The organism is Amycolatopsis acididurans, from assembly GCF_012328925.1.
GTDB lineage: Bacteria > Actinomycetota > Actinomycetes > Mycobacteriales > Pseudonocardiaceae > Amycolatopsis_E > Amycolatopsis_E acididurans.
Window position 1 is genome coordinate 1 of the sequence record NZ_JAAXLS010000011.1, and the last position, 20997, is coordinate 20997.

Sequence of the window (20997 nt, forward strand, 5' to 3'; positions counted from 1 at the left end):
ACCCTCGTCCGGGCGCCCGGACGAGGGTCCCCCGGTCCGGGACTACGGGCGGCCCACGATGTGGATCGCCGAGGCGCGGGTGCCCTTGCCGTTGTGGTGCTCCAGCGCGAGCAGGCCCAGCGACTTCTCCGCCGACGCGGGATCGCGGTTGACCACCAGCGCCGTGCCCGGCTTCGCCGCGTACACCAGCGCCGGGTCGCCACCGCCCTGCGTGAAGTAGCCGGGCGCGAGCGCGTCGAACGTCAGGGGCGTGCTGACGCTGTCGATCAAGCCGTCCTCGCTGCTCGGCGCGGTGTAGTAGCCGGCGACGCCGACCATGTAGCTGATCTTGTGCGACGCGGCCGCCGGGTCGATGCCCAGCGCCTTGATGCTCACCGGCAGCAGGATGACGTCGGTGTCGAAGACGTTCGTGTCCACGTCGCCGAGCTGCCCGTTCACGGCTTGCACGTCGACCGCCGGCAACGAGGCGTCGCGCAGGTCGACCGTGTTCACCAGCAGCACGTCGGTGCCCGTCGCCTTGGTCACGTAGGACTCGAAGTCCGGTGTGCCGTCGCCGGTGGTGTCGATGTCGACGAACGGGATCGTGTTGCTGCCGATGTCGGCCCAGTCGCCCCAGGTGGACAGCCCGAACGCGAGCAGCGCGTCCTGCGCGTGCCCCTGCTGCCTGGCCAGCGGCGCCGTCGAGGCCGCACCCACGTAGTGCAGGTCTCCGCCCTTCGCGGTGTCGTTGATCGCGCATCCGCCGGTCAGCCTGCCCCGGCACGCCGGCAGCCGCGGCGAGGTGGCCTGCAGTTCCAGGACGCTGAGGAAGGACTGGTACCGCTGACTGCCGCTGCCCTGGTCCACGCCGCGGCCGCCGAAGTTCAGCACGGCCTGGTTCCCGCGGAAGGACAGCGTGTTCGGGGTGGTGATCGCCGAAACGGGCTTCGGCGCCGCGTAGACCGGCACCCGCAGCGCGACGCCGCCACCCGAGGGCGCGAACACCACGCGGCCGGACGCGTCGGCGAGGAACTGCCGCGCGAGCCCCGCCTGGGTGGCCGCCACCGTCGGGTCCGCGATCTTGCGCAGCGCGGCCGGGTCGGGGATCTTCAGGGTCACCCGCACGTCGGCCGCCCCGCGCGGCGGCACCCGCACCGAGTTCGACGACACCTCGTAGGCCACGCCGGGCAGCGATGTGACCGCCTCGTAGGCGACGTTGTACCGGGCCGGTTCGCCGCCCTTGTTCTCGACCTTGATGGTCTTGGACAGCGTCACCGGGCCACCGGCCTCGACGGTGCCGAAGCTGACGCTCACCGCGCCGCGGTCGTCCTGCACGTAGGCGAGCACCGCGTTGTCCAGCGCCGCCTTCGCGTCGACCCGCCCGGCGCCGACCCGTTGCGGCGCATAGGTTCTGCCGTCCGCGACGACGTCGTGGCCCGCGCTGTTCACGACCGCGGCCTTGATCTGCTCGACCGTCCAATCCGGATGCGCCTGGCGGACCAGCGCGGTGATGCCCGAGGTGTGCGGGGCCGCCATGGACGTACCCGAAAGGACGGTCCTGCCGTCGCCGCTGCCGCGGAACGCCGAGGAGATCGTGTCACCGGGCGCGGCCACGTCCGGTTTCACCGCGGGAGCGCGCACACCGCGCGAGGTGAACGAGCTCGGTGTATCCACAATGGACGAATCGAAGGTCGGCAGCGCGGCCCGGCCGGCGCCGTAGAGCCGCACGGACAGGGTGCCCGCGTCCAGCGCCGGGCGCAGCCGCGCGGTGGCCGACGCGGTGAGCTGGAACATCGGCACGGCCGCGTTGCCCGCGATGCCCGCCGCGAAATGCTCCAGCGCCGAGGACAGCAGCACGCCCTTCGCCCCGGCCGCCTGGGCGTTGTCGGCCCTGGCGACCGAACCGCAGGCGCGGGTGGAGTCGTTGTCGTCCCATTCGAGCCACACGTACCTGCCCGCCGCGAGCGCCTTGTCGGCGGCGCCGTAGGCCGCGCAGCCGTCGGCGTTGGCGGCGGACGGCTTCACGACCGGGTTCGTCGCGTCGAGCGTGTCGTAGCCGGTGTAGTTCTGGCTGTACTGGCCGCCCTGGCGGCCCGCGCTGTCCGAGGGAGCGGTCACATCCGCCGCGTCGCGCAGCACCGACGCGTCGCGGATGCTGGCGACGGTCAGCGCCTCCGGGGTGTTGCCGGGCGAGCCGCCCACGTCGTAGAGGTCCCCGCCGTTGCCCTCGGAGATCACCGAGAGCACGCCGTTGTCGGCGAGCTTGCGCACGAACAGCGAGTCCGGGTCGTCGGGCGCGCCGTAGTCGCTGCCCAGCGACATGTTGACGATGTCGAGGTGGTCGGTGAAGTCGCCGTCACCGTTGGGGTCCAGGGCCCAGTCCATGGCCTGCGCGGTGGCGTTCGTCGAACCCGTGCAGCCGAAGACCTTGATCGCGTACAGCGAGGCCTTCGGAGCGGTGCCGGGACCGATGCGCATCGCGTTGAGCGCGTCGGCGCTGAGCGTCGAGTAGTCGCCGGTGAAGGTGCCGCCGTCGGCGTCGAGCCCGTAGCCGCCGATGGTGCCTGCGACGTGCGTGCCGTGCTCACCGCACGCGAGCGGGTTGGGGTCCGGCACGGGTTGCGGGTCGCCGCTGGTGCCCGCGGAGTCGTAGTCGTCGCCGACGAGGTCGGTGCCGCCGACGACCTTGGCGGTCGGGAACAGCGGTGTGGCCTTCGACCGGTCGATCGCTTCGTAGGCCGCCTTGGTGCCGGGGCCGCCGAAATCGGCGTGCGTGTAGTCGATGCCGTCGTCGATGACGCCGACCTTGACGCCGTCGCCGTAGCGGCCGGTCTGCTGCCACGCGGCGAGCGTGCTGGTCAGCTGCGCGGCGCTCGAATTGCCGCGGGTCTTGGGCACGACGGTGCGGATCGCCACGACGTCCGGCCGCTGGGCCAGTTCGCGGATCTTCGCCGCGTCGGCCGTGACCACGATGCCGGAAACGGCGTTGGCGGTCTGGTACAGCACCTTGGTGCCCGCGTCGAGCGAGCGGAGCTGGCCGAGCACCGAGCCGGCCAGGTTGGCCACGTTCGCCTTCGCGGCGTTGGCCGCGTCCCTCGCCCTCGCCGGGCCGGCCCCCTTGGCCTGTTCGGCGTTGTAGGCGTCCACGGCGGGCTGCTGCGCCAGTTCGACGAACGCGGTGATCCTGCCCGCGGACGCACCGAGCCGCGGCGAAAGCTTGCCGGCGAGGCCGGTCACCTTCGCGGTGGGCACGCCCTCGGCGAGCGGATCGGGTTCGGCGGCGCTGGAGGTGCCGGGGAAGGTTGTCGTCACGGCGACGGCGAAGACGGCCGCGAAGGACCGCCGGGCCCAAGGTCTCATCGAGTCCACTCCTGATCAAGGCGAGGATGTGAACCTAACCGACCATCCGGCGACAGCCCAGGGCAAACCGGAGTAACCCGACTTTCGTCGGGAATGGACACGAAAAAGGCCCCGGGCGGGCCCGGGGCCATCTTCCGTTGAACGACCTATTCGAACGTGATGGCGCGGATCGTGCGCGCCCCCACGGTCGCCGCGATCGGGTCCAGCAGGTGCGCGTCGACCTCGCGGTCCACGCGCAGCAGCATGATCGCGTCGGCGCCGTCGGTGGTCTGGCTGATCTGCGCCGCCTCGATGTTCACCGACGCCTCGCCGAGCACCGTGCCGACGCGGCCCATCACACCCGGCCGGTCCGGGTACTCGAGCAGCAGCACGTGCCCCTCGGCGCGGATGTCGAAGTGCCGGCCGTTGACCTCGACGACCTTCTGCACCTCGTCCTTGCCGGTGACCGCACCGGAGACCGTGACCGTGCTGCCGTCGGGGTGCACCGCGCGAACGGTGACCAGGCTGCGCCAGTTCGGGCTTTCCGACTCGGTGACCAGCTCGACCCGCACGCCCAGCTCCTCGGCGAGCCGCGGCGCGTTCACGAACGTCACCTGGTCCTCGACGACGCTGGAGAACACTCCGCGCAGCGCCGCGAGTTGCAGCACCTTGACGTCCTCGCTGGAGAGCTCACCGCTGACCGTTACGGTGACCGACGAGGGCGCCTGCTGGCTCAGCGCCGACACGACCGTGCCGAGCTTCTGCGTGAGCGGCAGGTACGGGCGCACCTCCTCGCCGACGACGCCACCACCGGCGACGTTCACCGCGTCCGGCACGAAGTCACCGCGCAGCGCGAGCAGCACCGAGTGCGCCACGTCGGTGCCCGCCCGGTCCTGCGCCTCGTTGGTGGAGGCGCCGAGGTGCGGGGTGACCACGACGTTGGGCAGCTCGAACAGCGGGCTGGCGGTGGTGGGCTCCTTGACGAACACGTCGATGCCCGCGCCGCCGACGTGGCCGCTGCGCAGGGCATCGGCGAGCGCGCCCTCGTCGATGAGGCCACCGCGCGCGGCGTTGACGATGATCACGCCCTGCTTGGTCTTCTTGAGCGCCTCGGCGTCGATCAGGCCGACGGTCTCCGGCGTCTTGGGCAGGTGGATGGAGATCGCGTCGGCGCGCGAGAGCAGCTCGTCGAGGCTGACCAGCTCGGCGCCCAGCTGCGCGGCACGCGCGGCCGAGACGTACGGGTCGTAGGCGACGATCGTGGTGTCGAACGCGGCGAGCCGCTGCGCGAACAGCTGGCCGATCTTGCCGAAGCCCACCACGCCGACGGTCTTGCCGCTCAGCTCGACGCCGGTGTAGGAGCTGCGTTTCCACTCGCCGCCGCGCAGGCTCTGGTCGGCGGCGGGCACGCGGCGGGCCACGGCCAGCAGCAGCGCGATGGCGTGCTCGCAGGCGGAGACGATGTTCGAGGTCGGCGCGTTGACGACCAGCACGCCGCGCTCCGTGGCGGCGGGCACCTCCACGTTGTCCAGGCCGACGCCGGCGCGCGCCACGACCTTCAGCCGCGTGGTGGCGCTGAGCACCTCGGAATCGACCTTCGTGGCGGACCGGACAAGCAGCGCGTCGGCCCCCTTCACCGCCTCGATCAGCGCGGGACGGTCGGTGCCGTCCACATGCTGGACCTCCACCTCGTCGCCGAAGACGCTCAGCACGGAAGGTGCGAGCTTCTCGGCGATGAGGACTACGGGCTTGCTGGGGTTCGTCACGATCAGGCTCCCGGTAATGCAGCTCGCGGTCGGATGCTCAGGAGTCTAGTCGCGCAGTTCAGCGCACTGTTAACGGGAGCGCAACCCCGGCGCGAACAAGATCTGCCGAACCGCTCACCGTGAGATGCGTGCCTCGATCCCGTCGAGGAGGCAGTCGAGGCCGGTCCGGAAGGTCTCGTCGGCGTCCAGGTGGGCGGCGTCGCGGACGACGGTGGCGAGCGCGGGAAACCGTCCGGTCGCGAAGGTCCGCTCCAGATAGGGGCCGAAGGCGTGCTGCCACTGCTTGGTGTCCATTCCGGTGGCCCGCTCGGCGCGCCGCTCGGCGATTTCCCGGCGCACCGTGCCGATCACGTACGCGTCGACCGCGGCGACCACCGGCATGACGAGGTCGACGCCGACGCCGCCCAGCGCGGAGACCACCGCCTCTCCCCTGGCCAGCGCGTGCGGCCCGAGCTGGGGCCGCCCGCCGATCAGGTCGGCGAGCCATTCGTGCTCGTGGACCGCCTGCCGGGTGGTTTCGGCCAGGGAGCGCAGCACCGCCCGCCAACCGTCTCCGGCCGGCCGGATCTCGGCGTAGACCGCGTCGATCATCAGGTCGAGCAGCTCGTCCTTGGTGGCGATGTAGCCGTACAGCCGCATCGGCCCGGCCTTCAGCGCGGCGGCGACCTTGCGCAGGGACACCGCTTCCAGGCCGTCGGCATCGGCCAGCCGGATCGCCGCTCGCACGATCCGCTCCCGGCTCAGCTGGGCCGGCGCCGGTCGTCGCGGCGGTTCCGGCCGTTCCCACACCACCATGCCTCGTGACGATACAGTGTATTGAGAAATACAGCGTATCGGAGGGGGAGCCATGACCATCGCGATCGTCGGAGCCGGGCTGGGTGGCCTGGCCCTCGCGCGGGTGCTGCACGTCAACGGCATCGACAGCGTCGTGTACGAGCGTGAAACCTCGCGGGACGCGCGCGGTCAGGGCGGCATGCTCGACATCCACTCCGGTCAGCGGGCGCTGCGGGAGGCCGGTCTGATCGAGCGGTTCTTCGAGATCGCCCGCGGTGAAGGCCAGGACATGCGTCTTCTCCAGCCGGACGGCACCCTGCTGCTCCAGGAGGACACGCCCGAGGACGCCCCGCTCGACCGGCCCGAGGTCGACCGCGCCGATCTGCGGAACCTGCTGCTGGATTCCCTTCCCGCGGGCGTGGTGCGCTGGGGCCGGGCGTTCGAATCCGCCGGCGACGGCGTGCTGCGCCTGGCCGACGGCAGCAGTGCGCCGTATGACCTGCTGGTCGGCGCGGACGGCGCGCATTCCCGGGTGCGCGCGCTGCTGACCGACGCCCGCCCGGAGCACATCGGCCAGAACGTCGTCGAGGTCGGCATTCCCGATGTCGACCGCACGCACCCCGGCCTCGCGACGATGGTCGGGCGCGGCAACTACTGGGTGCTCGGCGACGGGATGTCCCTGGCGGCGCAGCGCAACGGCGACGGCCGCATGCGCATCGGCGTCAGCTTCTACCACACCGGCGAGGACTGGTTCGCCACCAGCGCGATCCCGTTCGACGACCCGGCGGCCGCCCGGGCGCGGCTGATCGAGCTGCTGTCCGGCTGGGACTCGCGGTTCACCGCGCTGATCGAGGCCTGCGACGACACGGTCGTGCCGCGCTCGATCTTCACCCTCCCGATCGGCCTGACCTGGGCGTCCAAGCCGGACGTCACGCTGGTCGGGGATGCCGCGCACCTGATGCCGCCGGTCGGCGAGGGCGCCAACATGGCGCTGCTCGACGGAGCGCTACTCGGCCTCGCACTGGCCGCCCGCCCTGGCGACTTTCCCGCCGCCATCGAGGAATACGAACGCGAGATGTTCGACCGCACCGGTGCCGCCGCCCGGATGTCGGCGGACATGCAGGAATTGCTGATGTCGCCGGACGCCGCCCAGAAATTGCTCGCGTTCTTCCAGCCGGGCTGAACCCGAGCAGATCGCCGCTAGGCGACGGGGAGATCGAACTCGCCGTCGCGGGCGCCCGCGACGAAGGCGTCCCATTCGGACGGAGTGAACACGAGCACGGTGCCCTCGGGTTCGGTGGACTGACGCAACACCGTGTAGGTCACGCCGTCGCTGTGCGGGACGAAAGCGAACTCGATCGCGTCCTCAATGGTCTCGCCGGGCGGCTCTGCTCGTTGCCACTGTGCGGTTTCCAGATTCAGCACATCGCGGACGTCGGCTTTGTCGTCCCCGGGCAGACCCCGCTCTCCACTCATGCGCACACGGTAAACCGTGCCCCGGAAAGCCGAGAAGGCCACCATCATGGGGGATGGTGGCCTCCGCAGCCGTCACGAAGTGCGAACGATCAGGCGGTTTCGGTGATCGGGCGGTCCACCCAGGACATCAGCCCACGCAGCTTGCGACCGGTCTCCTCGATCGGGTGCTGCTCGCCGGCTTCCTGCAGCTTGTGGAAGTTCGGCCGGCCGTTCTCGTCCTCGGCGACCCATTCGCGGGCGAACGTGCCGTCCTGGATCTCGCCCAGGATCTTGCGCATGTTCTCCTTCACCTCGGGGGTGATCACGCGCGGGCCGCGGGTGAGGTCGCCGTACTCGGCGGTGTCCGAAATGGAGTACCTCATCCGGGCGATGCCGCCCTCGTACATGAGGTCGACGATGAGCTTGAGCTCGTGCAGCACCTCGAAGTAGGCGATCTCCGGCGCGTACCCGGCCTCGGTCAGCACCTCGAAGCCAGTCTGGACCAGCGCGGAGGCACCACCGCAGAGCACCGACTGCTCACCGAAGAGGTCGGTCTCGGTCTCTTCCTTGAAGGTGGTCTTGATGACTCCGGCGCGGGCGCCACCGATGGCGGCCGCGTAGGAGAGCGCGAGCGCCTGCGCGTTGCCCGAGGGGTCCTGCTCGACCGCGATCAGGCAGGGCACGCCCTTGCCGTCGACGAACTGGCGGCGCACCAGGTGGCCCGGCCCCTTCGGCGCGACCATGGCGACGTCCACGTTGGCAGGCGGCTTGATCAGCTCGTAGCGGATGTTGAAGCCGTGGCCGAAGAAGATCGCGTCGCCGTCCTTGAGGTTCGGCTCGACGTCCTCGGCGTAGATGAAGCGCTGCTTGGTGTCGGGCGCCAGGATCATGATCACGTCGGCCTCCTTGGAGGCCTCCGCCGGGGTGAGTACCCGCAGGCCCTCCTCCTCGGCCTTGGCACGCGACTTCGACCCCTCCGGCAGACCGATGCGCACATCGACCCCGGAGTCCCGCAGGCTCAGCGCGTGCGCGTGGCCCTGGCTGCCGTACCCGATCACGGCGACCTTGCGACCCTGGATGATGGCCAGATCGGCGTCGTCGTCGTAGAAGATTTCGACTGACATGAGGGGAACTGATTCCTTCCTGACTTATCTGTAACGCTTAGCGGGGTGAGGTCGCCGTGATGGAGCGTGCACCGCGGCCGACCGCGACCATGCCGGACTGCACGATCTCACGGACGCCGTAGGGCTCCAGCATCCGCAGCAGCGCGCTCAGCTTGTCGCCGGTGCCGGTGGCCTCGATGGTCAGCGCCTCCGGTGACACGTCGACCACCTTGGCACGGAAGAGCTGCACCGTCTCCAGCACCTGGCTGCGCACCGTCGAGTCGGCGCGCACCTTCACCAGCAACAGCTCGCGCTGCACGGACGTGGACTGCTCGAGCTCCACGATCTTGATGACGTTGATCAGCTTGTTGAGCTGCTTGGTCACCTGTTCGAGCGGTAGCTCCTCAACGGCGACCACGATCGTCATCCGGGACACCTCCGGGTTCTCCGTGGGCCCGACTGCGAGGGACTCGATGTTGAAGCCGCGGCGGGAGAACAGTCCGGCGACCCGTGCGAGCACCCCGGGCACATTCTCCACCAGCACACTGAGCGTATGCGTACTCACTGGGGCGTCACCTCGTCCTCGTCGAAAAGCGGCCGGATGCCGCGGGCGGCCATGACCTCGTCGTTACTGGCGCCGGGGCCGACCATCGGCCACACCTGTGCATCCTTGCCCACCACGAAGTCGATCACGACAGGGCGGTCGTTGATGTCCATCGCGCGGCGGATGACGTCGTCGACCTCCTCCTTCGTCTCACAGCGCAGACCGGCGCAGCCGAGCGCCTCCGCAAGCAGGGTGAAGTCGGGGATGCGGTGCTTGTGCGTGCCGAGGTCGGTGTTGGAGTACCGCTCGGCGTAGAACAGGTTCTGCCACTGGCGGACCATGCCCAGGTTGCCGTTGTTGATCACGGCGACCTTGATCGGCGCACCCTCGATCGCGCAGGTGGCCAGCTCCTGGTTGGTCATCTGGAAGCAGCCGTCGCCGTCGATGGCCCACACCTGCTTGTCCGGCATGCCGAACTGGGCCCCCATCGCGGCAGGCACCGCGAAGCCCATCGTGCCCAGCCCGCCGGAGTTGATCCAGGTGCGCGGGTTCTCGTACTTGATGAACTGCGCGGCCCACATCTGGTGCTGCCCGACGCCGGCGGCGTAGACCGCGTCCGGGCCGACCAGCTCGCCGATCCGCTCGATGACGTACTGCGGGGACAGCGTGCCGTCCGAGGGCCACTCGTAGCCCGCCGGGAACGTGTCGCGCCACGCGCCGATCTGGGTCCACCACGCCGCGAGGTCCGGCTCGCCGGTGCGCTCGGTCTCGGCCTTCACCGCGTCGATCAGCTCGGTGATGATCTCCGCGCAGTCCCCCACGATCGGCACGTCGGCCTTGCGGTTCTTGGAGATCTCGGCCGGGTCGATGTCGGCGTGCACGACGGTGGCGTCCGGTGCGAACGAGTCCAGCCGGCCGGTGACCCGGTCGTCGAACCGCGCGCCCAGTGCGATCAGCAGGTCCGCCCGCTGCATCGCGGCGACCGCGGCCACCGAACCGTGCATGCCGGGCATGCCGAGGTGCTGCGGGTGCGAGTCGGGAAACGCGCCGCGGGCCATCAACGTGGTCACCACGGGGATGCCGGTCAGCTCCGCCAGGCGCAGCAGCTCGGCGTGCGCCTGCGACTTGATCACGCCGCCGCCGACGTAGAGCACCGGGCGCCGCGATTCGGCGATCAGCCGCGCGGCCTCGCGGACCTGCTTGCCGTGCGGGCGCAGCGTGGGCCGGTAGCCGGGCAGCCGCATCTCCGGCGGCCACGAGAACGACGTCTGCTCCTGCAGCACGTCCTTCGGGATGTCGACCAGCACCGGGCCGGGACGGCCGGTGCTGGCGAGGTGGAACGCCTCGGCGATGACCCTCGGGATGTCCACGGGGTCGGTGACCAGGAAGTTGTGCTTCGTGATCGGCATGGTGATGCCGCAGATGTCGGCTTCCTGGAACGCGTCGGTACCGATCAGGGCCCTGGTCTGCTGGCCGGTGATGGCCACGACCGGGACCGAGTCCATGTTCGCGTCGGCCAGCGGGGTCACCAGGTTGGTCGCCCCGGGACCGGAGGTGGCCATGCACACGCCGACCTTGCCGGTCGCCTGCGCGTACCCGGTCGCGGCGTGGCCCGCGCCCTGTTCGTGGCGGACGAGGACGTGCCGCACCTTCGTCGAGTCCAGGAGCGGGTCGTAGGCGGGAAGGATGGTGCCACCCGGAATACCGAACACGACCTCCGCGCCGACCGCCTCGAGCGACCGCACCAGCGACTGCGCACCCGTGACCCGTACCGGCGTGCCGGCGGGCGGGGTTGGCTTGGGGCGGGCCCCGAGCTGGGCGGGCGACGCGGCAGCCGGGGTGGATCCGGCCTTGTTTTCCGATCGCGAGGTGGCGCTTGTCATCAGTTCTGCCTCGTGGGTCTCGTGGGTGCTGTCACTCGTTCGGGTGTGGTCGGTCTGGGCAACAAAAAACCCCCGCCGACCATGAGGTCGCACGAGGGTCGCGCGTCGACGCAGAATTACTTCCTAAGCGTCGACGCGCTTGGGAAGTACGATGCCGATCTGCGGTGTCACGGCCACGACGTTAACGGGTCGTCACGAGAGGTGTCAACTCTGCGGGATCGTGATCCCGGATACTGGGCGTTCCCATAGTTGGACTACCCGCTTTGTCCGCCATCGCGCCACCGGTGCACCATCTGGGGGTGACCGAGCAAAAGCTGCGCAAGGCGGTCTTCCGGATCCCCGCGATTTCCTACCTCGCGATCGTGTTCCTCATGGTCTGCCTTATTCCGGTGTCCTTCAACGGGGTGCCCGGACTGTGGGCGCTTTATGTCGTGCCGCTCGTGTTGATCGTGTTCGTGGCGCGCACGCGGACCATCGCCACTCCGCAGGGCCTGGACATCAGAACGCTGTTCGGTCACCGCGACGTGCCCTGGGAGGCGCTGAAGGGACTGGCCATCACACGCCGCTCGAAAGTGCGCGCGGTCCTGACCGACGACAGCCAGCTGCCCCTGCCCACCGTGCGCACCCGTCACATCCCGGTGCTGTCCCTGGTGAGCGACGGCCGGGTCGCCGACCCCACCGGCCTGACCGACGAGCTGACGAAGAAGTCCCCGGCCGAGGCGACCGGGGACTCTCCTGAGGAAACGGCCTAGCTCGCCCAGTCCTGGATGCGGGCCGTCGCGCGGAAGCGCAGCGCCGGATCCACGTACCGGGCCTCGGCCACCTCGTAGAGCGCGTCCACCGACGCGCGCTGGACGGCGTAGGCCGCGGTGTAGGACCCGATCTCGGCGTCGGAGGCGGGCAGTTTCGCCTCCGACAGCAGCATCTTCATGATCTCGTTCACGCGACCGCTCCTTCCACGACGGTTTCCGGCACGCGCAGGTGCCAGTCGGTGCTCTGCTGGAACGCGTCCCCGGCCCGAAGGATCGTGGCCTCCCCGAAGGCCGGTCCCGCCAGTTGCAACGACAACGGCAGCCCGCCGGCGGTGAAGCCCATCGGCACCACCAGCACCGGATTGCCCAGCGTGTCCCAGTAAGGCGTGTGGATCATCGAGAACAGCGCCCCGACGTCGGCCTGCCCGTCCGGCCCGGTGAGCGAGTCGTAGCTCGGCGCGCCGACCGAGGTCGTGGGGGAGGCGATGACGTCCACGGTCTCGAACAGCCGCCCGATCGCGTCCTGCGCGACCCGCCGCACCCGCTGCGCCTGCACGTAGTCCGCGCCCGAGACCTGCGCGCCGGTGGCCAGGATCGCGCGGGTGGCGAGGAAGTAGTCGTTCCACCGGCCGGTCAGGTCCGTGCGGTGATAGGCCAGCGCCTCACAGCCCATGGTGATCATGTCCACGGTGATCATCTCCTGCCAGAACGGCAGCGTGATCTCCACGACGGTCGCGCCCTGTTCGGCGAGCACGGCCACGGCGGCGTCGAAGGCGCCGTCCAGCGCGGGATCCCGGTTGTCCGGGAAGTGGTTCTCCCGCACCACGCCCACCCGCAGCCCGGTCAGATCGCCGGTCGGTTCGGGTGCGCTGAACGGCGCGTCCACGCAGTCCGGGTCGCTGCCGTGCCCTCCGGCGATCACCTCCAGCACCGCCGCGCAGTCCCGCGCGCTGCGGGCCAGCGGGCCGATGTGGTCGAGCGTGTAGCCCAGCGGCACGCAACCGGACTTCGGCACCCGGCCGAACGTCGGCATGAGCCCGCTGACGCCGCAGAACGCGGCCGGGATGCGGATGCTGCCCGCGGTGTCGGTGCCGAGGCCGGCGAGGAACATGCCCGCCGCGACGCCGCTTCCGGTGCCGGAGCTGGAGCCGCCCGGCCAGGTGTCGGGATTCCACGGGTTGCGCGGGATCGGGAACGGTTTTTCCGGATCCGGCATCCCGCACGCGAACTCCATCGTCGTGCTCTTGCCCGTGATCACCGCGCCCGCGGCCTTGAGCCGGGCGACGACGGGCGCGTCCTTGCCCGCGCCCCACGCGGGGTCGAGGACGAGGCTCTGCGCGGTCGTCGGACCCTCGGCCATCGCGAGGATGTCCTTGACGCCGAAGGGAATTCCGTGCAGCGGGCCGCGGTCCTCGCCGCGCGCCAGCTCCGCGTCGGCCCGCTCGGCGCGTTCCAGGGCGTAGGAGTCGAAACGGGCGAGGTAGGTGCCGATCGTGGCGTCCAGGCGGTCGGCGGTGTCGATCGCGGCCTGCGTCAGCTCGATGGAGGTGACAGTGCCGTCGCGCAGCGCGGCGGCCGCGTCGGTGAGGGTTTTGGGGAGAGTCATGCCTGCTCCTGTCGAATTCCCCGCGACACGAACCGGAACCGTTCGCCGCGGGTGTGGATGAAGGCCAGGTCGAAGGGGCGACCGTCGAGGTCGTAGATGAGCTGTTCCATCGCGATCAGCGGCGCGCCCTCGCGGATGCCGAGCGCGGCGGCCAGCGGCGCGTCGGCCAGTTCGCAGTCGAAGATGAACTCCGAGTCCGACAGTTCGACCCCGGCGTCTTCGAGCAGCCGGTACCAGTCGGAGACGAACGGCGTGTCCCGGAGTTTCCCGGCCTCGGGGAACAGCACGTAGTTCGTGGCGATCGCGATCGGCTCCTCGTCGTGCAGCGCCACGTACTCCAGCCGCAGGCACGGCGTGTCCGGCGCGACTTCCAGCCGCGCCGCGACCGTCGTGGGAGCGGGCACCACCGAGCGGTCGATCTCGCGCGGCCGCATCCGCCGGTTCCACAGGCTTTCCCTGGACGGCTTGATCACGCCGTGCGCCTCGGGCAGCGACGTCTTCACCGGCTTGACGACGACGTGCGTGCCGATCCCCTGGGTGCGCTCGATCAGCCCCTCGGCACGCAGCAGCGTCAACGCCGCCCGCACCGTGGCGCGCGACGCGTTGTGCGTCGCCATCAGCTCCGCCTCGCTGGGCAGCTGGCCGTCGGGGTACCAGCCGCCTTGTACCGCCCCGCGCAGCATGTCCCGCAGCCTGCGGACGTCGTGGACCCGTTGCTGCTGAGAAACCGGCCTCATCTTGCGAGACGCTAGGTACGAGCCATTGCCTGCCGGTCTCCGCTGAATGACCCCGGTGTTACTTGCCGATGCGATCATCAGGCCGCCACCGGAGTCCTGGCGAACTCGGCCACCGGCACGACGGTCGCGAAACCGCAGTCCCGCATGACCTCGATGCCGATCTCGTGCAGCCGCGAAGTCTGTGCGGCACAACAGTCTTCGAGCAACGTGACCTCGAAGTCCCGCATGATCGCCGACCGCACGGTGGTCTCGACACAGAAGTTCGTGACGACCCCGCACGCCACGAGCTCCGTCACGCCGAGCCCGCGCAGCAGCGGTTCGAGCGAGGTCCACTGGAACGCGTCCAGCCGGCACTTGTCGACCACGAGGTCCTCGGGCCCGCGGCCGAGTTCGTCCACCACGTCGCCGTCCCAGCTGCCCGCGAGCAGGCCGCCGACCGCGGCGAGGTCGGGCGTGCGGTTGCCCAGCCACGGGCCCTCGTCGTGGTAGCCCGGCCGGTACACGTGCCGGGTGAACACCACCGGCATCCCCGTCTCGCGAGCGTGCGCCACGGCGATCGCTGCGTTGGCCACGGCCTCCTGCGCGCCCGCCAGCCCCATGCCGAGCTTGGGCAGCGAGCCATCGGGGTGACAGAAACCGTTCTGCATGTCGACGACGACCATCGCCTTCATCACGCGACCTCCAGTTCTTTCTCAGGGGTGAAACCGGGCATGCCGAGCGGCACCGCGCCCTTGGGCGGGCGCCACGCGCTGGGTTTGCAGGCGTCCTTGCACGCGCCTTCGGTCGAGCAGCACAGCGAGCAGACGGTGCCGCCGTGGAACGGGCAGGTCGCCATGTCGGCCACGTCGTAGTCGCCGCCGCAGGCCGAGCACGGCAGTTCGCCGTCGTTGGCGGGCAGCTCCGAGGTCCGCGCGATGTACCAGCGGCCCTTCGTGGCGAACGCGACCACCGGGGGCAGCACCACGGCCACGACCAGCGCGATGAACGGGGACAGCGCGGCGGCGGTCGGCCCGAAGGCGCCGTAGTAGGCGATCATCGAGACCGCACCGGCGACGATCATCGAGCCGAAGCCGACCGGGTTGACGTTGTAGAGATGCGCGCGGTGGAACACCAGGTTCGGCGGCGCGAGCTTGAGCCACCGCTTGTTGATCACCAGGTCGGACACCATCGCGGCGATCCAGGCGACGCCGACGTTGGAGTACCAGGCGAGCACTTCCACGATGTGGCTGAAGATGTCGATCTCCATGAGCACCAGCGACAGTCCCACCTGCAGGAACACCCATGCGGCGCGGCCGGGGTGGCGGTGCAGCAGCCGGGAGAAGAAGTTCGACCAGGACAGCGACCCCGAGTAGGTGTTCATGATGTTGATCTTGATCTGGGACAGCAGCACAAGGAGCCCGGCGAGGATGAGCGCGACCGTGTGGTTGCCGGTCAGCCGCTCGTAGACGACGGTGAACAGGTCCACCGGCACCCCGACGTGATCGGCGCCCGTCTTCGTCGACGCGTAGCCCACCAGCAGCGTCGAGGCGAAGAAGATGCCCACCGCGAACAGTGCGAACCCGGGGCCGCCCATGATCACCGCGAGCCGCCACCGGCCGCGGTTGCCGCCGTGCGGATCGGGCATCAGGCGCAGGTAGTCGCCCTGCTCCCCCACCTGCGTGGCCAGCGAGAGCTGCGCGGCGGCGATGGTGAACACCGCGAGCACGGTCAGCCCGGCCAGCCCGGTCGGCGAGACCGTCGCGGGGTGCACCATGTTCTGCCCCGCGTCCGGCGCGGTCGCCGCGGTGCCCAGCGCGAGCCCGATCAGCGCGACCCAGATCGGCCAGGTCCACGCCTGGAACTTGGCGCTGAACGACATCCCGTACAGCGTCAGCGGGATCATCACCGCGGACACCACGACGTAGGAGATGTGGATGTCCACATGCGTCAGCGCGGTGACCGCCTGCGCCATGATCGCGCCCTCGTAGGCGAGGAAGATCAACGTGTAGGTCGCGTACACCAGCGACGTCAGCGTCGAGCCGAGGTAGCCGAAACCGGATCCGCGCGTCAGCAGGTCGATGTCGACGTGCTTACGGGCGATGGCGAACGCGATCACCAGTGTCAGCGGCAGGGTCACCGCGGCGGCGACCCCGAATCCGATGAGCGAGTTGGCGAAGCCGAACTCGTCCACGAACGCCGCGTCCAGCGCGTAGCCCGCCATCGCGGAAATACCGACGAGGCAGGACAGGAACACCATCCACGGCGACCACTTGCGAAACGCCGCGGGCGTGTACCGCAGCGAGTAGTCCTCCATTTGCGGGTTGTCAGCGAGGCCCATTCCCGATCCCTTCGCTCGAGTGAAGGCGAAGGTCCCAGCGGCGTATTTCCCCCGGATGTCGGGACGCGTTGCGCCCGGTTACGCCGCTCGACGCGGGCCGCACGGGCCGTTGAGCTGCGGATTCCCACGATCCGGTCGCGGTTCCGCCGGTCCTGCCGCCCGATGGGCCGCCGCCTGATCACGCCTGATCAAGGCGGGCGTAACCTCAAGGTCATGCCTCAGCTGCGTTCCCGAACCACTACCCACGGCCGCAACGCCGCGGGTGCCCGTTCCCTGTGGCGGGCCACCGGCATGACCGACAGCGACTTCGGCAAGCCGATCGTGGCGATCGCCAACTCCTACACCCAGTTCGTGCCCGGTCACGTACACCTCAAGGACCTCGGCGAGATCGTGGCCGAGGCGGTCAAGGAGGCCGGCGGGGTAGCACGGGAGTTCCACACGATCGCGGTGGACGACGGGATCGCGATGGGGCACTCGGGCATGCTGTACTCGCTGCCCTCGCGCGAGATCATCGCGGACTCGGTGGAGTACATGGTCAACGCGCACCAGGCCGACGCGCTGGTGTGCATCTCCAACTGCGACAAGATCACCCCGGGCATGCTCAACGCCGCGATGCGGCTGAACATCCCGACGGTGTTCGTCTCGGGCGGGCCGATGGAGGCCGGGAAGGCCGTCGTGGTCGGCGGTGTCGCGCAGGCGCCCACCGACCTGATCACCGCGATCTCGGCCTCGGCCAGCTCCGAGGTCGACGAGGACGGGCTGTCCATTGTGGAGCGCTCGGCGTGCCCCACGTGCGGGTCGTGCTCGGGTATGTTCACCGCGAACTCGATGAACTGCCTCACCGAGGCGCTCGGGCTTTCCTTGCCGGGCAACGGTTCCACCCTCGCGACGCACGCCGCGCGGCGCGCGCTGTTCGAGAACGCGGGCCGCACCGTCGTCGAGCTGGCCAAGCGCTGGTACGAGCAGGACGACGAGAGCGCGCTGCCGCGGTCGATCGCGACCAAGAAGGCGTTCGAGAACGCGATGGCGCTCGACATGGCCATGGGCGGTTCGACGAACACCGTGCTGCACATCCTCGCCGCCGCGCAGGAGGGCGAGGTCGACTTCACGATCGACGACATCGACGCGATCGGCCGCCGCGTGCCGTGCCTGTCGAAGGTCGCGCCGAACTCGGACTACCACATGGAGGACGTGCACCGCGCCGGTGGCATCCCCGCGATCCTCGGCGAGCTGTACCGGGCCGGGCTGCTCAACACCGACGTGCATTCGGTGCACTCGCCCTCGCTCGAGCAGTGGCTGTCCACTTGGGACATTCGCGCCGCGTCGCCGTCCGAGGCCGCGGTCGAGCTGTTCCACGCTGCTCCGGGCGGGGTCCGCACCACGGAGGCGTTCTCGACCGAGAATCGCTGGTCCTCTTTGGACACCGACGCCGCCGGTGGGTGCATTCGCGACATCGAGCACGCCTACACCAAGGACGGCGGGCTGGCGATCCTGCGCGGCAACCTCGCCGAGGACGGCGCGGTGATCAAGGCCGCGGGCGTCGAGGAGTCGCTGTGGCGCTTCCAGGGTCCCGCGCGCGTGCTGGAAAGCCAGGAGGAAGCCGTGTCGGCGATCCTCGGCAAGCAGGTGCAGCCCGGTGACGTCCTGGTGATCCGCTACGAGGGTCCCGCGGGCGGGCCGGGTATGCAGGAGATGCTGCACCCGACGGCGTTCCTCAAGGGCGCCGGCCTTGGCAAGAAGTGCGCGCTGATCACCGACGGCCGGTTCTCCGGTGGCTCGTCGGGTATCTCGGTCGGGCACATCTCGCCGGAGGCCGCCTCGGGTGGCGTGATCGGGCTCGTCGCCGACGGCGACCAGGTGCTGATCGACGTGCACGAGCGGAAGCTGGAGCTGCTGGTCGACGACGCGGTGCTCGCCGAGCGCCGCGCGAAGATGGAGGCCAGCGAGCGGCCGTGGCAGCCCGCGGAGCGGCAACGTCCGGTCACCGCGGCGTTGCGCGCCTACGCGAGAATGGCCACCTCGGCCGACCGTGGCGCCGTCCGCGACGTCAACCGCTGATGGACACCGCACACCGCGACGCGCTCGCGCGAGAACTGCGGCGTGCACTGACGTCGGCGTGCCCCGGCTCGCGAACCGACCTGAGCGGTTCGCTGGCCCGGGGCACCGCCGACGTCTTCAGCGATGTCGACCTGAGATGGACCGTCCCCGACGACGAGTTCGCCGACGCGGTCGCCGGGTTGACCGGGGTGCTGGAGCAGGTGTGGCCGGTCGCGACGGTGCGCACGCAGGAGTCCGCCCAGCGGTGGCGGGTGCTCGCGTCGTTCCGGGACCTGCCGCTGTTCTGGCAGCTGGACCTCGACGTCCGCGCCGAGTCCTGCCCGGACGATGCGGCGGTGGACGAGCCCCCGGCGGCGAGCGCACTGGCGGACGGGATCGCGACGGTCAGGGCCGTGCTGCGGGGGCAGCCGGCCACCGCCGTGAGCCTGCTGGACCGGGCGCTGATCAACGTCAAGTCCGAAGCCACGGCGACGGGCCAATGGCGCGAAGACATCGCCCGCCTGGCCGCGGCGGCGGCCGAACTGGACCCGGAGGCGCGGGAGCCGGCCGATGAGCTCGTGACGCTGGCGACCGAGTACCTGCACTAGGGGCGATGGTTCGCCGCACGTCGCCGCTGGGCGACGCACGCCTTCGCTGCGGCAATGCCGCTGAGCACTAGAGCGCAGCGGCGCAGCCTCTCGCCCTTGGTCAGCTGGTCGTCGCGCAACTGCCAGCTCCCAGCGGGCGGAGCGATCAGCTCTTTCTCAGCCAGCCATGACCGTTGTTGCCAGCGGCCAGCGGGAGAATCCCTGCAACCGGGCCAACTCGGTGATCATCGCCTCCGACAACGGATGTGCGGCCCAGATCGGCACCTCGGACGGTTCCCCCGGCGGCCGCACCCTCGCCAGCTCGCGCAGGACGAACCGCCGCGCCGCGTCGGCGTTCTGCGTCCAGGGGCGGATCCGGTCGGCCAGAATCCACAGCGCGACCAGTGCGATCAGCCCGGCCCCGACAACATTCACCACGCCGTGAACGTTATCGAGTCCGGCGCGTGTCCTCCTACCGGAATGCCGTGATCAGCACCGCGACGGCGCCCGCGGCCAGGATGAGGAACGCGATGCCGAACGGCCATGGCTTGCGCCGCCACGGGGTGTGCACGTCGATGGCGATCCGGCCGGGGCCGGTGAACAGCAGCGCGAGTGCGACACCGGCGAGCACCGCGTGGTACTCGAAGCCGCCTTCGCCGTGCTGGAAGAAACCTTGGTGATACGTCAGGTAAACGGCGTTCGCCGTGACGGCGAGCAAAGCGCCGGCGGCGACCGGGGTGAAAAGGCCGAGAATGAGCAGCCCGCTGCCCGCGATCTCGGTTACCCCGCCCACCCAGGCCAGCACCGTTGTCTGCGACGTATAGCCCTGTTCGGCGAGCGTCCGTGCGAACTCGGCGATGCCGGGCCCGCCGAAAAGACCGAACACCTTCTGCAAACCGTGTGCCCCCAATGCGACGCCGAGCACGATCCGCAGCACCAGCAGGCCGAAGTCCAGCCCGCCGTGCCACCGGCTGACCGGCGCATCGTCGTAGGCCAAACGGTCCTCTGGTTCGGCGATCTCGGAATCCGGGCGCTGCGCTTCGTAATAGCCCGAATCCTCGAAGACGTTGTGGCGGCCGTACTCATCGCTTTGGGTTGTCACGCGCGCAGAGTAGGCCATGAACGGGTTTCAACGCAGCACTTTCTTTCGTCAATATTCTCCGTGCACGAGATTGTGCGGAAGTTCGCCGCTGACATACCGTTCGATTTCCGCCGCGGCCACAGCGTAGGAACGCCGCTGCGATCCCTTCACCGAACCGGCGACGTGCGGTGTCAGCAGGAGGTTCGGCGCCGTCCACAATGGATGACCCGCGGGCAGTGGTTCCGGATCGGTGACGTCGAGTGCCGCACGCAGCCGCCCGGACTCCAGTTCGGTCAGCAACGCGGCCGTGTCCACGACGGGCCCGCGCGCGGCGTTGACCAGCACGGCGCCATCCCCCATGGCGGCCAGGAAATCCGCGCCGGCCATGCCCCGCGTACGCGAGGTCAGCGGCACCATCAGCACGACCACGTCCTGCGTGCCCAGCAACTCCGGCAGCTCGTCCACGGACCGCACGCCGTCGCGCGAGGTGGAGCCCACCAGCGTCACGGCCGCGTCGAACGGTTCGAGCCTGCGGCGCAGCTGGTCACCGAGATCGCCGGCGCCGATAATGAGAACACGCTTGTCCTGCAACGTATCCGTCGTGTGCTGGTCCCAGCGCTGCGCACGCCGCGCGGCCGCGAATTCGGTCGTCTCGCGGTACATCGCCAGCAGAGCGGCCACGACCCACTCGGCGGTGCTGCCGCCGTGCGCGCCACGGCAGGTCGACAGCAGTACCCCGTCGGGCAGCACGTCGAGCCATTCGTCGGCGCCGGCGGACAGCAGCTGGACGAGCTTCAGGTTCGGCATCCGGTCCAGCAACGCCGCGCAGTCCCCGGCCGGGCGGACGCCGGGAATCAGCACCTCGGCGTCTTCGGCCTCGGGCGGCAGTGGCTCGTCCCAGGAGTAGCGGACGGCCTTGACGCCCGGCACCTTCTCCAGCGCTTGAACACCGTCCTCGTCGGGTACCAGCACAGTCAGAGTCACGGTGGCCACCGTAGCCAGGGCGCTTACCGGTTGCTCACGTATGGGGTTTTAGG

General features: G+C 70.0%; 19 protein-coding genes. 4 read left to right on the forward strand and 15 right to left on the reverse strand.

The window, feature by feature from the left end; genetic code table 11:
- Positions 1 to 42: 42 nt before the first annotated feature.
- From HFP15_RS17815 to HFP15_RS17825, 3 genes are all read right to left on the reverse strand, one after another.
- A complete protein-coding gene (locus HFP15_RS17815; protein ID WP_168516988.1) occupies positions 43 to 3339 on the reverse strand; it encodes a S8 family serine peptidase in 3297 nt (1098 codons plus the stop codon).
- 146 nt (positions 3340 to 3485) lie between these two features.
- Positions 3486 to 5084, reverse strand: a complete 1599-nt coding sequence (serA, locus tag HFP15_RS17820) for a phosphoglycerate dehydrogenase (RefSeq protein ID WP_168516990.1) — start codon at positions 5082 to 5084, stop codon at positions 3486 to 3488.
- Positions 5085 to 5198: 114 nt separating this feature from the next.
- Positions 5199 to 5879 carry a TetR/AcrR family transcriptional regulator gene (locus HFP15_RS17825; RefSeq protein ID WP_168516992.1) on the reverse strand — a complete coding sequence of 227 codons (681 nt, stop codon included), beginning with the start codon at positions 5877 to 5879 and terminating at the stop codon, positions 5199 to 5201.
- Positions 5880 to 5931: 52 nt separating this feature from the next.
- Here HFP15_RS17825 and HFP15_RS17830 point away from each other — a divergent pair, with 52 nt between their 5' ends.
- Positions 5932 to 7041: an FAD-dependent oxidoreductase gene (locus tag HFP15_RS17830; protein WP_168516994.1), complete on the forward strand. Its 1110-nt coding sequence runs from the start codon at positions 5932 to 5934 to the stop codon at positions 7039 to 7041.
- A gap of 17 nt (positions 7042 to 7058) precedes the next feature.
- Here the strand turns inward: HFP15_RS17830 and HFP15_RS17835 are convergent, their stop codons facing one another.
- The 4 genes from HFP15_RS17835 to HFP15_RS17850 all read right to left on the reverse strand — a co-directional run bounded on the left by HFP15_RS17835 (position 7059) and on the right by HFP15_RS17850 (position 10843).
- A complete protein-coding gene (locus HFP15_RS17835) occupies positions 7059 to 7334 on the reverse strand; it encodes a DUF397 domain-containing protein (RefSeq protein WP_168516996.1) in 276 nt (91 codons plus the stop codon).
- An 89-nt stretch (positions 7335 to 7423) separates the two neighbouring features.
- The gene (ilvC, locus tag HFP15_RS17840) at positions 7424 to 8437 is read right to left on the reverse strand and encodes a ketol-acid reductoisomerase (RefSeq protein WP_168516998.1); all 1014 of its coding nucleotides are present in this window, start codon (positions 8435 to 8437) and stop codon (positions 7424 to 7426) included.
- A 37-nt stretch (positions 8438 to 8474) separates the two neighbouring features.
- A complete protein-coding gene (gene ilvN, locus HFP15_RS17845) occupies positions 8475 to 8981 on the reverse strand; it encodes an acetolactate synthase small subunit (protein WP_168517000.1) in 507 nt (168 codons plus the stop codon).
- Positions 8978 to 10843: an acetolactate synthase large subunit gene (locus tag HFP15_RS17850; protein ID WP_168517002.1), complete on the reverse strand. Its 1866-nt coding sequence runs from the start codon at positions 10841 to 10843 to the stop codon at positions 8978 to 8980. The genes ilvN and HFP15_RS17850 overlap by 4 nt, the downstream gene beginning before the upstream one ends.
- A 299-nt stretch (positions 10844 to 11142) precedes the next feature.
- Between HFP15_RS17850 and HFP15_RS17855 the strand changes: the two genes are divergently transcribed.
- Positions 11143 to 11595, forward strand: coding sequence for a PH domain-containing protein (locus HFP15_RS17855; protein ID WP_312871633.1), 453 nt, complete (start codon positions 11143 to 11145; stop codon positions 11593 to 11595).
- Here HFP15_RS17855 and HFP15_RS17860 read toward each other — a convergent pair.
- The 5 genes from HFP15_RS17860 to HFP15_RS17880 form a co-directional block, all read right to left on the reverse strand.
- Positions 11592 to 11786 (reverse strand): hypothetical protein, encoded by a 195-nt coding sequence (locus tag HFP15_RS17860; RefSeq protein WP_168517005.1) that lies wholly within the window; start codon positions 11784 to 11786, stop codon positions 11592 to 11594. The genes HFP15_RS17855 and HFP15_RS17860 overlap by 4 nt on opposite strands.
- Positions 11783 to 13201, reverse strand: coding sequence for an amidase (locus HFP15_RS17865; RefSeq protein WP_168517007.1), 1419 nt, complete (start codon positions 13199 to 13201; stop codon positions 11783 to 11785). Before HFP15_RS17865 ends, HFP15_RS17860 begins: the two co-directional genes overlap by 4 nt.
- Entirely contained in the window at positions 13198 to 13938 is a 741-nt protein-coding gene (locus HFP15_RS17870) for a GntR family transcriptional regulator (protein WP_246271820.1), read from the reverse strand. The genes HFP15_RS17865 and HFP15_RS17870 overlap by 4 nt, the downstream gene beginning before the upstream one ends.
- Before the next feature lie 77 nt (positions 13939 to 14015).
- The gene (locus tag HFP15_RS17875; protein WP_168517009.1) at positions 14016 to 14609 is read right to left on the reverse strand and encodes a cysteine hydrolase family protein; all 594 of its coding nucleotides are present in this window, start codon (positions 14607 to 14609) and stop codon (positions 14016 to 14018) included.
- A complete protein-coding gene (locus HFP15_RS17880) occupies positions 14609 to 16255 on the reverse strand; it encodes a purine-cytosine permease family protein (RefSeq protein WP_168517011.1) in 1647 nt (548 codons plus the stop codon). Before HFP15_RS17880 ends, HFP15_RS17875 begins: the two co-directional genes overlap by 1 nt.
- Before the next feature lie 213 nt (positions 16256 to 16468).
- Between HFP15_RS17880 and ilvD the strand changes: the two genes are divergently transcribed.
- Both ilvD and HFP15_RS17890 read left to right on the forward strand, forming a co-directional pair.
- Positions 16469 to 18313, forward strand: coding sequence for a dihydroxy-acid dehydratase (gene ilvD / locus HFP15_RS17885; protein ID WP_168517014.1), 1845 nt, complete (start codon positions 16469 to 16471; stop codon positions 18311 to 18313).
- On the forward strand, positions 18313 to 18900 hold the full coding sequence (locus tag HFP15_RS17890) for a hypothetical protein (RefSeq protein WP_168517016.1): 588 nt from the start codon (positions 18313 to 18315) through the stop codon (positions 18898 to 18900). The genes ilvD and HFP15_RS17890 overlap by 1 nt, the downstream gene beginning before the upstream one ends.
- A gap of 156 nt (positions 18901 to 19056) precedes the next feature.
- Here the strand turns inward: HFP15_RS17890 and HFP15_RS17895 are convergent, their stop codons facing one another.
- The 3 genes from HFP15_RS17895 to HFP15_RS17905 are packed head-to-tail and all read right to left on the reverse strand — an operon-like array spanning position 19057 to position 20944.
- Positions 19057 to 19317: a hypothetical protein gene (locus HFP15_RS17895; protein WP_168517018.1), complete on the reverse strand. Its 261-nt coding sequence runs from the start codon at positions 19315 to 19317 to the stop codon at positions 19057 to 19059.
- Positions 19318 to 19351: 34 nt separating this feature from the next.
- On the reverse strand, positions 19352 to 19981 hold the full coding sequence (locus HFP15_RS17900) for a DoxX family protein (RefSeq protein ID WP_312871634.1): 630 nt from the start codon (positions 19979 to 19981) through the stop codon (positions 19352 to 19354).
- A 48-nt stretch (positions 19982 to 20029) separates the two neighbouring features.
- Complete coding sequence (locus tag HFP15_RS17905) at positions 20030 to 20944, reverse strand: 2-hydroxyacid dehydrogenase (RefSeq protein ID WP_168517022.1); 915 nt, start codon at positions 20942 to 20944, stop codon at positions 20030 to 20032.
- Positions 20945 to 20997: the final 53 nt, after the last annotated feature.

What these genes read in the sequence shown, in the direction of transcription:
- HFP15_RS17815 (WP_168516988.1), bottom strand. Translation starts at nt 3,339, where the DNA reads ATGAGACCTTGGGCCCGGCGGTCCTTCGCGGCCGTCTTCGCCGTCGCC.
- HFP15_RS17825 (WP_168516992.1), bottom strand. Translation starts at nt 5,879, where the DNA reads ATGGTGGTGTGGGAACGGCCGGAACCGCCGCGACGACCGGCGCCGGCC.
- HFP15_RS17830 (WP_168516994.1), top strand. Translation starts at nt 5,932, where the DNA reads ATGACCATCGCGATCGTCGGAGCCGGGCTGGGTGGCCTGGCCCTCGCG.
- HFP15_RS17835 (WP_168516996.1), bottom strand. Translation starts at nt 7,334, where the DNA reads ATGAGTGGAGAGCGGGGTCTGCCCGGGGACGACAAAGCCGACGTCCGC.
- ilvC (WP_168516998.1), bottom strand. Translation starts at nt 8,437, where the DNA reads ATGTCAGTCGAAATCTTCTACGACGACGACGCCGATCTGGCCATCATC.
- HFP15_RS17850 (WP_168517002.1), bottom strand. Translation starts at nt 10,843, where the DNA reads ATGACAAGCGCCACCTCGCGATCGGAAAACAAGGCCGGATCCACCCCG.
- HFP15_RS17865 (WP_168517007.1), bottom strand. Translation starts at nt 13,201, where the DNA reads ATGACTCTCCCCAAAACCCTCACCGACGCGGCCGCCGCGCTGCGCGAC.
- HFP15_RS17870 (WP_246271820.1), bottom strand. Translation starts at nt 13,938, where the DNA reads ATGAGGCCGGTTTCTCAGCAGCAACGGGTCCACGACGTCCGCAGGCTG.
- HFP15_RS17875 (WP_168517009.1), bottom strand. Translation starts at nt 14,609, where the DNA reads ATGAAGGCGATGGTCGTCGTCGACATGCAGAACGGTTTCTGTCACCCC.
- HFP15_RS17880 (WP_168517011.1), bottom strand. Translation starts at nt 16,255, where the DNA reads ATGGGCCTCGCTGACAACCCGCAAATGGAGGACTACTCGCTGCGGTAC.
- ilvD (WP_168517014.1), top strand. Translation starts at nt 16,469, where the DNA reads ATGCCTCAGCTGCGTTCCCGAACCACTACCCACGGCCGCAACGCCGCG.
- HFP15_RS17890 (WP_168517016.1), top strand. Translation starts at nt 18,313, where the DNA reads ATGGACACCGCACACCGCGACGCGCTCGCGCGAGAACTGCGGCGTGCA.